The following is a 16,984-nucleotide window of genomic DNA, read 5'->3' as shown; positions in this document are numbered from 1 at the left end:
ATGAAGAGATGCTATTTGGTGTTATTTGTTCTGCTGCTGACAATCGGTGGCTTTGCGCAATCTAAACCGTTAATAATGTATGGAATTACAGATTACCAGTTAACCTGTCTTTCACCAAACGGAAAATGGGCTTGTGGAGCTTTTAGTAACGGGGCTTCTGCTATGTTTGCTTTTCGCTGGAATCTAATGACCAATGAGATTAATTTGCTTAGTGAAGGAAACGATGAAACTACCGCGTTTAAAGTTTCGGATAATGGAGTTGTTGTCGGAACATTCCCCAGCAAGGAAGTTAGTGTGAATAAAGCACCAATTGCTACAGCGGGATATTGGAAAGATGGAAAATGGCATCTCCTTGAAACACTTGGTGATGGTATCATTGATCATCCCGATTACGGTGGAATGGCTTATTGCATCAGCCGTAATGGTGAATACATAGGTGGAGCTTTATACTCTAAGGATCATAAATTTACACCGGTTGTATGGAAAGACGGCAAGGTTTACAAGAACTTTGATAATGGGTACGAAGGATCGGTTTTAACAGTCAGCAATGACGGTAAAGTTGCCGGTGGTTGGTGTTATACTAAGATTTCAGCCGGTACACGTGTTCCGGTTCTTTGGCAGGATGGAAAGGAACCACTCTACCTCTGTCCGGAAGAAGATGGAAATTTCTGGCGTTCTGCAAAAGCACTTTCTCCCGATGAAAAGCTAGTTTTATATGATCAGAATATTTATAATCTGGAGACAGGAGAAAAGTCAGAAGTCCCTTCCTTATCTGATGACACTTGGAATTTTGATCTGTATTCTATGACAAATGACCGAACAATTGTCGGTTATGAATCCACTGGTGAGTTCGGCTCTAATCAATATGCCATTATTTACAAAGATGGAGTAACCGGTAAACTGGAAGATTATCTGAAAGAAAAAGGAGTTGACTTTTCGAAAGACGGCATCGTTCTTCCTAACCCGGAGCTTGAAGGTTCCTATTTTATTTCAACGTGTGTGGGAATATCAGAAGATGGCAAAACATTTGCAATGATGTTTTATGATGCAAATTATGATGCTCGTCCAATGATCGTCAAATTGGATGAGAATGTTACGACTCGTGAACCGGTTACGCTCAAATGTGAGCAGTTGGATGGTATTTATGCAACTAAACTGACTTGGAAAGCACCGTTGGCCAACGAAGAAGGAGTGAAGGGATATAATGTTTATCGCAATGGGACGAAAGTTAACACTACTCTTCTGACAGATACTCGTTTTGTCGATTCTAATTTGAGTAAAGAAACTTATAATTATGCCGTAACCGCAGTGTATGCAGATACTGAATCTGTAAAATCTGAGGAAACGACAATTACACTTGTTGATAAGAAGATCGAGTCACCTTATAACCTGTTTGCAAGACAGCGTGGATTGAATGACGCATATTTGCTTTGGAGCGCACCGATGAGCAATCTTATTACTAAGAAGTATTATGAGCTTGGAAAAGACATGACTGGCTTTGGTGGTGGTAACGTTTCTTTCGAATCGGCTATTCGTTACGGTCAGGAGGAGATGTCATTGTACAAAGGCTATAAGATTACTAGCGTATCGTTCTATCCGATGACTCGTCAAGACAAATGGACAATCAATATTTATAATAACGATGAGTTGATCCATTCTGAAGAAGTAACTTCAGAGTTGAAATACGGACAGGAGAATAATATTAAACTGAATAAGGCTGTAGCCATTCCGGCTAATGGCGATGTTTATATAGCAATTAAAGTAGCCGTACCCTCAAAAGCGGACAGTTATAATGTGATGGGACTGGTATATGGTAATCCTGTACCGGGATATAGTGATTTAGTACGTCAGGACGGAGAAAAAGATTTCTATTCACTTTATGAAGAATCCTTGAAGAATGGCTATGACTTTTCCATTTCATGGGGCATTAGTATGATTTTGTCACCGGAGAATGTGGACGAAAACATTGATAAAGTCAACCAGTATAATGTGTATGTGAACGGTACAAAGGTTGGTTCTGCTCAGGACTGCACCTATACTTTGGCTGCTCAACCGGACGGTACGTATACTTATGAAGTAGAAGCTGCTTATGCCAACGGAAAGGTTTCAGACAAAGTCGCTACTGAACTTTCAATTGAGAAAAACGAGAAAGTTTATAAATCAATCTTAAGTGTCAATGTCACCAAGTCAGACGATTCTGATTCTAAGATTATTGCAAAATGGGAAGCTCCTATTGATAATGACGAAACATTTATTACTTACTCCGGTGATGCGATGAAAGGTGGACTGACCGGACCTAAGCAGAACAATTATAATTACATGGTCAAAGCTGTCTATGATAAGAATAAATTGGAAGGTTATGCCGGTTATGAGGTGAAAGCATTGCGTTTTTATCCGTTGACAGATGCTGATTTTACATTCATGATTGATGAAAATGGAAAGGAAGTTTGCAATCAGTATGTTGAAAATTATACCCTTAACCAGTGGAATACTGTTGTATTGGAGAAACCGTTTACCATTCAGGATGGAGTAGATTATGACCTGATTCTGGATTGTTTCGATGTGACTCCGGAAGAAGCTCCGATCGGACATGACGGTCTTGTTCCGTTTATCGGAGTATCGGATTTGTATTCAACGAATGAAGGAGAGACATTCAACTCTGTGTTCGCATCGAATTCCGTATCAGGTAACTGGATGATCGGTATGGTGATCAGCGCCAGCGAAGGAGGTAAACTTCCGATCGAAGGTTATAATGTGCGCATTGACGGTGTGAAGAAGAACGATGCTCTGCTTACAGATACTCAGTTTACTTATGATTTCGGTGTAAAAGACAATGATACCCACCGGATTAATGTGGATGTTACTTATACGGTAGTTGGCGAGAAAAAAGGAAACGCAGTATTCTTTACGCTTGATATGCTGGATGGTATCGAAAATGCCCAAGTGGCATTGATTCGCGTATTCCCGAACCCCGCTACAAGCTATGTGAAAGTAGAAGGAGGCAACGTAGAGTCTATTAAGGCATATAATACGGCCGGACAGCAAGTGGCTTATTCTGAGACGGAAACACTTAACGTATCTTCTTTGGAAGCTGGCATGTATATCTTGAGTATCCGAATGGATGGTGTCGAAAAAACGGCTAAGATCAATGTCATTAAGTAATATTAGATATAGAGAATAGTTTAAAGCTGTTTTGATGTTTTGATTGAAGGCTGTTTAAAGAGCCTTGTATTTACGAGATCACCCTTGCTACAATTGTAATGAGGGTGATTTCTCTTTTTAGAGATGGTTGGATTGCTGAATAAAAGCTCTGTGAACTATTTACAGATCATATTGATATATAATAAAGGCCGAAAAGAAATGTTATACCGTTTTCTTTTTCTATTTTTGAGCCTTTATTTAAGTTTGCGGAACTCCAGTTTATTGGTTCGTATCCTGTTTAATGACAAAAGAAAGAATGAAAAAACTATTATTCTTTATTGCAATTGCTCTTATATGCTTTGCCTGTAATGAGAACAAAACGGTTACCGTGACGGTGACTAACCCTGCCGCATTCGAACGCGCGGCTGAAATGGTCGAAGTATCCATGGGAGATGTGAATTCCAAACTCCAATTGGCCGATACCTCGCAGATCGTTGTATTGGATGCTGACGGGCAGCAGATCCCTTACCAGATTACTTATGATGAGAAGGTTATTTTTCCGGTTACGGTTCAGGCAAATGAAACAGCGGTTTATACCATTCAACCGGGGATACCGGTTATTTTTGAAACAAAAACATTTGGACGTTGTTATCCCGAACGTCTGGACGATGTCGCATGGGAGAACGAATTGGTAGCTTTCCGTACCTATGGTCCCGCCCTGCAAACAACCGGAGAACGTGCTTTCGGTTATGATATTTGGACGAAGTACAATACAACGGAACCTGTGGTAGAAGCCCGTTATGCCGATGAACTGAATGTTGAGGCAAGAGCTAAGATCGAGGAACTTAGAAAGATAGATCCTGAAGCTGCCGAAGAACTTTACCGTTCTATATCATACCATGTCGATCATGGCAACGGTTTGGATTGCTACAAAGTGGGACCTACATTGGGTGCCGGTGCATCTGCCTTAATGCTGGGCGATACCATTGTCTATCCCTATTGTTACGCTACTCAGGATATTTTGGACAATGGCCCGTTGCGATTTACCGTGAAATTGGTTTATAATCCATTGACCCTTAAAAGAGATTCTGACGTCATCGAGACTCGTATGATCACTTTGGATGCAGGCTCACATATGAATAAGACAGTGGTTTCTTATACAAATCTGAAGGAAGTCCTTCCGGTTGCTACCGGCATCGTACTTCACGAACCTGATGGTGCCGTGGTAGCGGATGCTGCCAATGGTTATATCTCTTATGTCGATCCGACTGATAATGTACACAATGATAACGGAAAAGTCTTTGTAGGAGCCGTCTTCCCTGCCTCTGTGAAAGAGGCAAAAGTGGTTCTTTTTCCCGAGAAAGAGAAAAAAGAACTGCGTGGCGGTGCCGATGGCCATGTACTGGCAATAAGCGACTACGAACCGGGTTCCGAATATACTTATTATTGGGGTGCTGCTTGGGACAAAGCTGATATAAAAACGACTGAGGCATGGAACCGGTACATATCTGAGTTTGCAAAGAAACTACATACACCATTGACTGTAACCATACGATAATTATCATCTTTTTCACTGTTAAAGACCGTCTTGTCATCAGATATTTGTTGTCTTGAAACCCATTCTCTCCATTTTTCGGATGTTATCTTCATGAATATTGGAAACTATTTGTATTTTTGTGCATCTGAGAGAAACACATTATCACAAATAGAGATCCAGTTTGAATGAGCTTTAAAGAATTATTTCTGATGGTTTGCTTTGTACAGAGCATCCTCTTAGCAGTGGCTTTGTTTAGCTTGTCTGAAAACAAGTTAGCTAACAGGTTGCTTGGATTGGTATCTCTGGTATGGGGAACCATGTGCTACTACCGGTATACGGTATTTCAGGATGTCGATTACATCATCGCGCATCATTTCCTGCTGAAGTTCGGTAACGTAGTGTTCTTGCTGTTCTTTGTGTTTCCTTTTTTGTATGTGAAATACATGAGCCGTAAAGTGCCCCGGTTCGAGAAAACGGACTATTTGCATTTTCTGCCGGCTCTATTCGCTCTTCTGGCATTGATCCCTTTCATTATATTGCCCGCGGAAGGTAAAATCAAGTTGATGACTTCTCCGCCTACACTCTATTTCAGGGTGGTTCATTTTCTGATAGACAACATCGCCATTATTCAAGGGATCATTTACCTTAGACTTTCATTGGTTTATATCAAGAAATACCATCAACAGGTGAAAGAGGCTTTTTCTAACATCGATCATCTTACCCTCTATTGGTTGAGGAACCTGTTTCTATTGATTTTTGTGATATGGCTTTTCGGTTCGATAGGGGATAAATTATATGCTTTTAATCTGATACGGGATTATTATTTCGACATCCATTTCTTCCTGGTAGGTGGAAGCATCTATGTTATTTCCTATTACCTGTTCGTGAAGCGGGAGTTATTCGTTACCACGCGGTTTGCGCAGACAAAACCTCTGTTGCCTTCTATCGATCATGTGGAGCCGATAGAGATAGAAGATGAATCTGAGGAAGAAAAGAAAAATATCTTGTTGGAAGACAGTTATTGCGATGAGGTGATACGGAAGTTGGTTCATGCTATGGAAACGGATAAAATGTATCTGAACCAAAACCTTAGCCTGAACGATGTCTCACAGGCGATCGGGATTCCCCGTTATCACATTTCACTTGTCCTGAATAATAAACTGAACAATACTTTTTTCGATTATATCAATAAATACCGAGTAGAAGAGGTGAAAAAGATCATTCGGATGCCCGGTTCGGAGAAACTGACGCTTCTCGGCATCTCTTTTGAGGCGGGTTTTAATTCTAAAGCCACTTTTAACCGGAGTTTTAAGAAATACGTAAACCTCACCCCACAGCAATTCAGAAGTCAGAATAGCCAGTAAAAACTATAGTAATACCACTTTTATCGCCACAAATTAGTTTCAATTTGCAAATTGAGGCGATTCTTTAATTAATAATCGTAATATTTGTGCTATAATTCTTAATTCAAACGATTATGGACAAATTTTACCGTGCAATGTTACTTGTGTTGTTTACATTTCTTGGCATGTTAAATGCGAGTGCCCAATGGAATGAAAACTTAAGTGAGAATCTATTAATTTCAAAATCCGGCTTCGGTGCTTTGGATTTAGTGCAGGTTGGGAAGACTTCGGATGACAAGGTCTTTATTTCATGGCTATCTTGGGAAAATGAGAACGGGTATATCAAACTACAATTATTAGATAAAGACGGTAAAGCGTTACTGCAAGAGGGTGGGATGTATGTGTCGAAGCAACCTACGCCTACATGGAGCAGTGGCTATGGATTTGCTGTGACGGAGGATGGATGTGCCGTTATTGTAAATTGTGATACGAGAAATTCACAATGGCAACCTTATGTATATAAGATATCCCAGACCGGAGAACAATTGTGGGGAGAAGCGGGGAAGCCCTTATTACAGGAGAATGAAGGAACGGGGTTGAATCCTCATGTGTGTATCACCAAGTCCAATAATGTTTTGGTCGGCTTCCAGAATATGGTAGGAGGTCGTACCGATGTACAAATCATGAAATTGCAGGAGAACGGCTCCAAGGCATGGGGCGGTTCGATTAGTTTATCCGGTGCCAATGGGATATTCAATATGACTCCTTCCGGTGCCGATGGCATTATCGCTACTTATTATGAAGCCAGTACGAACAATTATCTGGCTATGAAATATACTGCCAACGGTGAAGAGGCGTGGGCGGAAAAAGCACTGATCGATGATTCTGGTTTGGTGAAGACAACGGCTGAACCTTCCGTAATCAGTGACGGTGCCGATGGAATCATTACGAGTTGGAGATATGCCGTTTCACAATTCGGAGTGGCAGGAAAAGTTCAGAGGGTCGATTCGCAAGGAAATAAGAGGTATGAAGAAGAGGGTGTATTATTGGAAGATTTGTCCGCTATTTGCTTCGATCCCTCCGTAAAAGCTCTGTATGCCGCTTGTGCCAGCGGACCAAAGGACGCGAAAAACATGGTTTTGAACCGGTATAATGAGAATGGTGACTTGGAATGGAACGTAGAAGAGATCTCCGGTGTGGTGGCAAGCCAGTTTGCGATTTATGGCATGGTTCCGGTGGCAGACGGCATTTTGGTGATTTATAGAAATGCATCCACTTACAACCAAGCCACTGTGGAATATTCCAAAATAGATTTCACCGGTGAAGTAGTTCAAAGCAATGTTACCATCAGTGATGCAGCCGGTGATAAAGGGCGTGGCGGGTTGGCTTTATTATCGGGGCAATTCGTAATTGCATGGTCGGACAATGCATTGTCGGTCTTTGCGCAAAATGTGGAAATCGGGAAAGGCTCGTCTATAACAGATACGCATGCCGATGGTAAAGATCAGTTCTCTATCCGTTATAATCCGGGGCAAAAGAGTTTCACTATGTCATTGGCGGTGGATACCCCTGCGAATGCTTCCGTTTCTATACTCGATCTGACAGGAAAGCGTGTAGCCGATCTCGGTGCGACTGTTTTGGACGGGGGAATGAACGAACACACCTATACGGTTCCGACACTCTCCTCCGGCATTTATCTGCTTATGTTACAGACTTCCGAGGGCACTTTCTGTGGCAAATTGATTATCGATTAATATATTCATCTTAATAATAGAGATTTATGAAGAGATTTTTGATTATTTCTGTTGTATTGCTTGCATGGGTGGCTTCTTATGCGCAATATTTTGGCTCGCCCGTCTTTAAGGAAGGGTTCGACAATGAAGATGTATTCAATAAATGGCAGCAAGAGAATAAGGCTGCCGGTGACTTGACTTTATGGGAGATATCCGAAAATGATACTTATTCATTTACCGACATTGATGCGACGAGTACTTCGTCTGCTGTCTTATCTCTTAGGTCTAAAAACATACAACTGACACTTACTTCTCCCGAAATAGACCTGTCCGGCAAACAAAGCTTGCAGATAGGCTTTTATGGGTATGACCTTTACTACTGTCTGCGTGGAGGAGTCGATTTCCGTTTCCGGGTGACCGGGGATAACGGGATTACTTGGGTGGATTTGTTTAAACAAGGAGACGATCCGCGTACGGAAACCGTGAAAGGATGGAATCTTTATAAATACGTTCTTCCTTCTCAATTCGACGGAGGGAAAGTCCGTTTGCAATTTTATGTCGATGTCCCCGAAAGTGCAAATCCAAGCGGGCTGGAAGGTTATGTCGATGGTGTTTTTGTTTCCGAACGTTCTGCGATAGAACCCGGAATAACGTCTGTCAATTATTCAACAGACGAAAGACGGCCTACTTCCGGTGCTTTCGGCAAGGAAGAACCGGTCACCATACAGTTTACAAATGAGGGAAGCCAACCCATCTCTTCGATCGACCTTTATTATCAAGTTGATGACCAACCGGAGGTTGTTGAGACATACGTCCCCCAAGAAGCAGTCAAGACCGGTGAAACGGTGGAATATACTTTCATGCAGAAAGCCGATTTAGGTATGTCTCTTGCTTCGTTTATCCTCAAAGCCGGAGTAAGGATGGAGGGAGATGAGAATCCGGATAATAATGAATTGATTGCCTATATTGAAAACATCACGGCAGGCATTCCTTATGTTCCCGGATTTATACAGATGGAAGACGGTGCGATAACGGTCAGTACCGATGAGTGGAATACGATGGAGAATAATTACGAAGCTTACTGGGATTATAATGTCGAAGGCAATCACTTCTATTGGATCATAGAGCCTGAATGGGCTGAAGAAGATTGTGATGCTTACGTCATCTCCCGTCCTGTTCATCTGGAAGGTGGAAAGACATACAGTGTCGCCTTCGATGTATATACTGTCACCGAAGGCACAGGCATCAATAAAATGAAAGTTTATGCCGCTACCGATAAAGATTTGGAAAATCCGATGACGGAGATTTGGAAGAATGAAGCTATCGGTGCGGATAACACTTTGAACAACCTTGCCCGTTTCCAGGCACCTACAAGCGGGATTTATTATTTTGCTTTCAATTGCCTCAGCACTCCCGGAGCCGGTGAAATGCGGTTGGATAACATTGCCGTTCGCGAAGTATCGGGAAATGATGCAGGCATTGTCGATATCCTCAAACCTGTCAACCATCCGTACTTGTTCGGTAATGCCGAGGAGGTGGAAGTGGTTGTCCGTAATTTGGGATTGGGTGTAATCCCTGCCAATACGATGAAAGTGAACCTGCGGCTGAACGATGGCGACATCGTGTCGGAAACCATAGGGAAGGCATTGGAGCCGAATGAGCAACTGACCCACACGTTTGGCGGTAAACTCGATTTATCGGATGTCAGCAGCAGGCATCTTTTAGCGGTCTGGACTTCGCTGCCCGATGACCAGAATGCCGGTAATGATACCATAACCATCGATTATGTCAGTACGGTAACAGGAATACCCTACATTCCCAATTTTGGCGATGCATCGCAGAAGAGTGATGAACTGGACTATTGGACGGTGGTTGATAAGAATGCCGACTACTATAAGTTCAATCCAAGTTCGGAAACCGATTTGAATACTTACATATACAGTTATGGCGGTGGACTCATCAATTGGAGTACTGTTACGATTCCTACTTCGGATGAGCAGCTCAACTCCCGTCCGATGCGATTGGAAGCAGGGACGCAGTATAAAATATCCTTCTTGTCTAAAGTTGGAAAGAACGGAGCCAGTATGCCACTTGCCGTCAATCTGTATAAGGTGGACGGGGAGACACGGACATTGGCAGGAAGCATTTGGAGCGGCACGGTCACTTGGGCCAATTATGAAGAGATGATTTTGAAGGCAGATGTTACCGAGACAGGCATTTACGAAGTGGAATTCAGCGTGGTCAATTCCGAACCGGTGGACTTTAAAATCTATTTAGGGAAGTTCCGCTTCACGAAAACCTATGATTACGACCTTTCGCTGGAAGAGATAGTGATGCCTACTGCCAACATATCTTGTTACAACAACTTCCCGCTGGGAGCCATTGTCAGAAATGAAGGAAAGAAAGCAATCACCGCATTCTCCTTGAAGGCCAATTCTCCTTCCATCGGGGAGGTAAAACGTGATTATAGCGGCATATCGTTGCAACCGAATGATACTTACTTGATTTATTTTGATCGTGATTTGACCTTCAACGGCTCGGATTCGGAGACGCTTACAGTGGAGGTCGTTACGGAAGGAGACGGTGACAATACGAACAATCTGAAAACGATGAATCTGAACTATGTGGAACCGGAAACCGTACCTTATTCTCCGAATCCTTTTGTTGCACTCGACACTTGGGCGGTGATCAATCGTAATAAAGATGTCTGTCGCTTTGTCCCGGTGAAGAATGCTACAGTAGGCTTCCAATACGTAGGCAGCAAGGATATTGAGGCGAACGACCTTGTGGCTACTCCTTGTATCTCGTTTGAGAAGGCAACCACTTACAGCCTCGATTTCCGGTTTGGAGTGATTGAAGGAGATACTGCAGCGGTCGAGGTCTATGCCTATGATGCTACAGCAGATAAGAAAGTCGATCTAGTCCGTCTGGAATCGATTGTTAAGGGGGCACAATACTTGGGTTACTTTACTGTCCCGGAAGATGGGAACTATAATATCTGCTTCGCACCGCTTGGGAAGACTGCTTCACTGTCCGTCTCGGCAAGTTTCGCTGTCCGCAAAGTGACGGAGAAGCCCGAAGTCCAGTTACTGGAAGTGACCGCTCCAAAAGGAGATGCCGTGTATTCCGCTAAGGAGAAACTGACGGTTACCTTCCAGAACAAGGGCAAACTTCCGTTGGCAAGCATCCCGTTCATTTGTAAGGTGGGTGATAAAGAGTATCGCTCGTTCTATTCACAGTATATATCGGCAAACAATAATGACTCTTATACGATGGAGTTCCCCGAAATAGATTTATATGCACCGGGTGAATATACCATTCAGGTTTCGGCAGATGTGGCCGAAGAACTCACACCGGATGATAATGTGGTAACGTATAAGATCAAGAGCCTCCCCGTACCGGATGTTGCCGTAGTCAGTCTGGATGCTCCCCAATCGGGTTTGCTGGGTAATGAAGAGGTGGTGACAATCACTTTGAAGAACGAAGGCAAAGGGGTTCTGACGGATATTCCCGTGCAATGTGTGGTGACAACCGAAGGCGGTTATACGAAGACATTAACCGGGACAGTTGCCGGACCTCTTGCCGATGGTAAGACTATCCAATACGCTTTTGATGAAGCAGTAGACTTGTATGACGAGGATACGTATCATTTTGTGATAACAACGGCTCTTCCGGATGATGTCAACGAAGGAAACAATCGTCTGGAAACGTCCATAGCTTCTTCTCACAAGAATTTCGATGCCGGAGTGACCGAAGTATTGTCTCCGGTGGATGCTATTCTCACAGAGGCTGAAATAGTGAAAGTAGCTGTGCATAATTATAGTGAAGTCGATCTGTTCGACGTGCGTGTTATGGCAGAAGTCACCTATTTGGGTACGGACGGCCCGGATGCCCAGGTTGTGACGGGGGTTGTCCCAAGTATTAAGCCCGGTGAATCGGTTGAGTATGCTTTTGCCGATGCCGTAATGATGAAGAAAGCGGGTGAGTATCGGATCAAGAGTTACACTACTGTCCCGAATGACGTAAACCCGGATAATGATGCCTGCACCGTGACCGTGAAATGCCTGACACAGGATGTAGGTGTGATTACCATCCTTTCTCCCGAAACCGGTGAAGATTTAGGTATTCAGGATGTGACCATTGAAGTCAAGAACTTTGGTGAGGCGGCAGTCAGCCGGATTCCGGTTTGTTATACCATTGGCACGATGCCTCAGTTGGGAACGATCGATGAAACCATCCAGCCGGGTGAAACCATTGTCTATACATTCCCGACACAATATGAATTCGTAGCCTATAAGAAATACACGGTAGTTGCCGTTACATTGCTCGAAGACGATGCCAATGCTGAAAACGATGCTTGCACGAAGGAAGTGGAGAATAAACAGTTGAGCGGTATCCATTCGGTAACTGCTACGCTGCTGTCTGTCTACCCGAATCCTACGGCAGGTGAAATAACGATCACTACCGGGGATGCCGCTATGCTGTCAGTGTCCATTTACAACCTGCAAGGTCAGCTATTGCAGCGTCACGATGATATCAATGCACCGGAATACCGGATGAATCCCGGCTTGGCAAATGGTACTTATATCGTTCGCGTAATGACTTCGGTGGGAACCGTTAACTGTAAGTTGATCGTAAGGAATTAGATATGCTTTTGGAATATATGAAATACGGCTGGCTAAAGTGTAATAATACAATAGGTTAGCTACATATTATCCAAGCTTGATGTAAAAAACATCCGGATGTTGTCTATCAAAACATCCGGATGTTGTAGTATAAAACATGGGGGTGTTCTTTCAATAAACATCCCCATGTTTTTGTTATTCAGTTCAGATAAGAAAACAATAAGGCTTGAGACTCTTCTTGTTCGGTAGTATGGTATGATCGTTTCAATAGGGAGAACGAATCTGTTTCAGGGGAAAAGGTATCGGTTGGTTTCCTTGATATGTCCTCGTTCAAATGCTTCTTAAGAAGTCCTCCAATGAGTCTTCTTGTCCGATAGGTGTTTTCTTACGGAGCCTGTAACGGGCTTTTTTAATTGTATCCGGCTGTTGTGACAGCATTTGGGCAATTTGCTTGTTTTCCATTCCGGTACGTATGTAGGCGCAGAGCCTTAGTTCGCCTTCGGTGAGGGTGGGGCAGAGGTTTTTGAGCTTATTGAAAAAGCCCGGGTGTACCTGCTCGAAATGGATGCGGAAGAATTGCCATTCATCTTCTTGGCAGGCATGAGCTTTAATCTGGCTTTTCAGTTCGAGTACCGTTCTTTTTCCGATTTCTCCGGTTTCTCCCCCGCTGCTGATGCGCTTCATCAGTTCTTCCATCATCTTGTTCTTTTCAATCAGCATGAGGGTAGTGGAGGTCAGTTCCCTGTTTTTCGAATCAATCTCTAGTTGGTAGTAATTGTTCTGAAGTTGTTCTTTTTCCAGTCGGGTGGTTAATTCCCGGTTTTCGAGTTCCTGCATCCGTTTTCGTGTGATTGCTTTTCTACGTTGTGTCCAGAAGATGTAGCAACTCACGGCTGCCAATACGGAGACCAATGCAAGGATCAATAGAAGGATAATCCTGTGCATTCGGGCTTCTTCCTTTTGCCGTAGCAGGTTTGCTTCATAACGTTCGATGGCTGCACGGCTTTCGATGCGGTGTACTTCGGAAAGGCTGTTGACCTGTTGGAGCGAATCCCGGTAAAAGCCGGCCGTGTAGAGATAAATGTAAGCACTATCCCATTGCTGCTTTTGCCGGAAACTAAATGCTATCCCGTTGAGGGTTGGCAAAAGAATCTCATTGTCATCATGCTTCTGCAGATAATTCCATGCTTTTCGGTAGTAGTAGAGGGCACTGTCCGGATTCGCTTTCTTAAAGAATATGGCTCCCATGTTGATGCTGCTTTTGATAATGGGATATATTTTGCCGTAACTCTGTGCGAGAGAATAGGCCTCCCGTGTATATTTCTCTCCGCGTTCGTCATTCTCGATATACGAACACATGGATGCCAGTACCTGAAGATGGAAGGCCGTGTCTTGCCGGATTATGGGTGTGGTAAGGATGTTTTCAAGCATATCGACTGCTTCTTTTCGTCTACCCGCCAGATAGAGTGAGTTGGCTATGTTGAGCCGGTTTCCGGTGACATTCGCGGTTTTTCCTATGCTCCGGTAGATGTGTTCCGCCTTTTGCAAGTACACTAATGCTTTGTTTGCTTCATGAAAATTGTTGAGCATGTTTCCCAAGGAGACATAAATATTGGCCATATTGAGCGTATCGCCTATTTGCTCATAAAACCTTAGTTGCGATTTGCATGCTTTGTAGGCTGCAAGATAGTCGCCTTTGTTTTCGTGGTGGTTTATGCAAATCTTTTGCAATCTCTTGTAATCATATTCATATTGCAAGGTGTCTACCATCTTCAAGGCTCTTTGAGTTACGGCAAAGGCGGAATCAGGTTGATCTGTCTTTTGCAATAGCCAGGCTTCCCAATGCATGGCTCGCCACATGAATACCGGGCGTGCTTTGTGTTCACGGGCAATGGCATACATCTCCCGTAGCCATTGACGCTTCTGGACGATATCGGCAGAACTCCCCATGCTCTGTTCCCATAAGTTGGTAAGGGAATCAAAAGGTTGGTAGACAGGCTCCCAATTTTTACCCGATAAACTTAGGCTGATACTGCATACTATGATCAGAATGTACCATTTCATTCCGCAAATTTAGAAAAAAAGGAGATTGTCCCCCAATTGTCCACTCCGATTTTAATGGTAGAAACCTCCTGAAACTTATATTTGCGTATCAAAACTCATAAAAATATTACGGTTATGAAAAGACAACTACTTTATCTGCTGGCAATAGCCGGCTTGTTCCTCCTGATAGGAGAAAGTGTGAAAGCGCAGGTGATTACTGAATATTCTCCAAAGCGCTTTGATAAAGGAAAATACATCTTGAAGCCGAAAACCATTCAAGATAAGCGGCAATATGAGGTGAAACAGAGAGGGGACTACAAAACGTATATTCCCGAGAAGAGAAGTGCGGTACGTACCCGTGCTGCCGGTGAAGTATCTGTAACCTGTTCTTTTGAATACGATAAAGAGTGGTTTACTCCGAATAGTTTCATGATTTATAATACTGAAAATGATGCTACTGATTATTATGATTATGAAAATGAATCTATTACTCTTTCTGTGCCCGTCGGTATGTATGATTTGGCTACCGAGTTTTGGAGATTCGGTGAAAAGGGGGATGCGGGCGGCATAGCTATTCTTATCAAGGAGCAAGTGGTGCTTTCCAAAGATACCACCATTGTGTTTGCCGCATCCGATGCTACCAACCATATTATGGTGGAGGGTTACAATCCGGACGGGGAGATGTGGCGATTACCTTTATGGCGCATATCGGACGACAACATGTCTTATGAAGTACTGGATGAGGGAAATGTTGACGAGATGCTTATTAGCCGTTATTTTATTCTGAAAGGTTATGGGGCGGTAAGCACAATGGTTGGAAATGGAGGTGTGGACGAAGAAGGCTCGCAGAAGAGGGAAAGAGGCTGGGACTTTTTCGTGAATGATCTCAGTGACAGGTATTTATTAGTGCAATCTCGCGTGATGATAAAAGATGGGGTTTACTATGTAAATAGATTCCGGACGGAAGGCACGGAATCAAAGGTACTCAAAAACGATCCTAAAGATTACATCTTGTATGAAGATACGTTTCAATCTACTCCATTGGGAATGGATACAGAAGGAGGACATATTCCCGGATTTGGAACGATCGACCTCTTTGACGGTGTACAAATCGGTGGTTGGGACGGTGCTACGAATTCGGTAATCTTATCAAAGGATGATAAAGTAAAATTTTATGTGGATGCCATGAAAGAAGGTCATTTGGATAAAGACAGGATGGATATTATGGTGATGCCGCAGTACGGAGACTATCGACGGATGGTCATTGAAATTCAGGAAAGAGGAGACGGTAGTATAAGGCGGGATACTTCCTATTATTATTCCAATACGATCGGCTTACCTGTAATAATGACTAAAAACGGTATGGAATATGTGAATAAGGGGCATGATGCCTATGGGAATTACTCTTTTCAAGTACCGGAAGAGAAAGGCGATATATTGGAATATCCCGGTCATCCTGCATTCTCCTATATGCAGCCGGAAAAAACCGGCATCTACGGTAATAGTTGCCCGATAAATGCGTTTATGGCACAAAATTCCTACGATGAATATGTAGGAGGGAAAATGTCCGGATTAGCTTGTTGTTATATAGGCCGTTTGGGTGAGATACGAATGAGTGATTATGTTCCATTGGAGATGAGTGTCAAATATAATGGTGAAGAGATTTGTACGGATTATGCCCAACTTGATAGCCTGACCTATACTTGGGCTTCCGAGAAGCATCCTGATGGGGAATTCGATCTTACTTTTGTAAACGCGAACGTAAGAGTGGATGATCTTCCGGGAAAGAATGTCACCCGCATATTGTATGATCAGCGGAAAGACGATTGGACGGCACCTACGCTTCAAATGCTGCATTTCAAGAATACATCCGGATTGATAACAGACCGTTTTGAAACAGCTTCGGATGGTGTCTTGGAATTTGCAGGTGGTGACTTCAACTTTCATAATACTGACAATCGTTTCTATTTCGATTGCAAAGAGCAGCATGCGGAAGTCTTCTATTCATCCTACGGGAATGATGAATGGAAAGAACTGCCTGTTACGGAGATTCCTGAGCTTTATCGCATGCCAGCTTTCGGTTATTTCTACAGAGGTTCTTTGGAAAGTGTCAAAGGGGAAACTAAATCGGGGTGGTATGACTTAAAGATAACACTGACGGATAAAGCCGGCAATCAGCAAATGCAGACTATCAGTCCTGCGTTTAAGCTCAAAGATGCTGTAGGCATTTCTTCCATAGCCGGAGAAAAGGCGGAAATATTTATCTCCAATGGCTATCTGCATGTGAAGGGTATTGAAGATGCTTCCGTATCGTTGTATTCCGTAACGGGTACATTGGTGGGCGTGACTGCTGACGGCACTCCACAAGGAGTTCCTGTTTCCGGTTTACCTGCCGGTATCTATTTGGTAAAAGTAGTAGATATGGACGGATGCAGTTCCGTATTTAAAGTGAATATTCACTAGAAGAAAGTATATTGAAAAGAGGAGGCTTTCCTTAATGGATAGCTTCCTCTTAATTCATGCTTTATAATTTTTCTAAACCATTTTTCTATGGATAGTTTG

At 43.2% G+C, this 16,984-nt stretch carries 7 protein-coding genes; 6 read left to right on the top strand and 1 reads right to left on the bottom strand.

The window, feature by feature from the left end:
- From H8744_RS05490 to H8744_RS05470, 5 genes are all read left to right on the top strand, one after another.
- Entirely contained in the window at nt 1–3,162 is a 3,162-nt protein-coding gene (locus H8744_RS05490) for a T9SS type A sorting domain-containing protein (protein ID WP_262433878.1), read from the top strand.
- A 295-nt stretch (nt 3,163–3,457) separates the two neighbouring features.
- Complete coding sequence (locus H8744_RS05485; protein ID WP_262433877.1) at nt 3,458–4,699, top strand: BT3233 family polysaccharide utilization protein; 1,242 nt, start codon at nt 3,458–3,460, stop codon at nt 4,697–4,699.
- Between the two features lie 164 nt (nt 4,700–4,863).
- Nucleotides 4,864–6,042, top strand: coding sequence for a helix-turn-helix domain-containing protein (locus H8744_RS05480; RefSeq protein ID WP_262433876.1), 1,179 nt, complete (start codon nt 4,864–4,866; stop codon nt 6,040–6,042).
- A gap of 113 nt (nt 6,043–6,155) precedes the next feature.
- Nucleotides 6,156–7,775, top strand: a complete 1,620-nt coding sequence (locus tag H8744_RS05475; RefSeq protein ID WP_262433875.1) for a T9SS type A sorting domain-containing protein — start codon at nt 6,156–6,158, stop codon at nt 7,773–7,775.
- Between the two features lie 26 nt (nt 7,776–7,801).
- Nucleotides 7,802–12,400: a T9SS type A sorting domain-containing protein gene (locus H8744_RS05470; protein ID WP_262433874.1), complete on the top strand. Its 4,599-nt coding sequence runs from the start codon at nt 7,802–7,804 to the stop codon at nt 12,398–12,400.
- Between the two features lie 309 nt (nt 12,401–12,709).
- Here H8744_RS05470 and H8744_RS05465 read toward each other — a convergent pair whose 3' ends face one another.
- A complete protein-coding gene (locus tag H8744_RS05465) occupies nt 12,710–14,443 on the bottom strand; it encodes a helix-turn-helix domain-containing protein (RefSeq protein ID WP_262433873.1) in 1,734 nt (577 codons plus the stop codon).
- Nucleotides 14,444–14,557: 114 nt separating this feature from the next.
- On the opposite strand from H8744_RS05465, the gene H8744_RS05460 reads away from it, so the two are divergent.
- Nucleotides 14,558–16,885, top strand: a complete 2,328-nt coding sequence (locus H8744_RS05460) for a T9SS type A sorting domain-containing protein (protein WP_262433872.1) — start codon at nt 14,558–14,560, stop codon at nt 16,883–16,885.
- Nucleotides 16,886–16,984 lie beyond the last annotated feature (99 nt).

Origin of the sequence: Jilunia laotingensis (assembly GCF_014385165.1) — a bacterium.
GTDB lineage: Bacteria > Bacteroidota > Bacteroidia > Bacteroidales > Bacteroidaceae > Bacteroides > Bacteroides laotingensis.
Note: the sequence above shows the minus strand (reverse complement) of the source record. Positions and strands in the feature narration are given on the sequence as shown.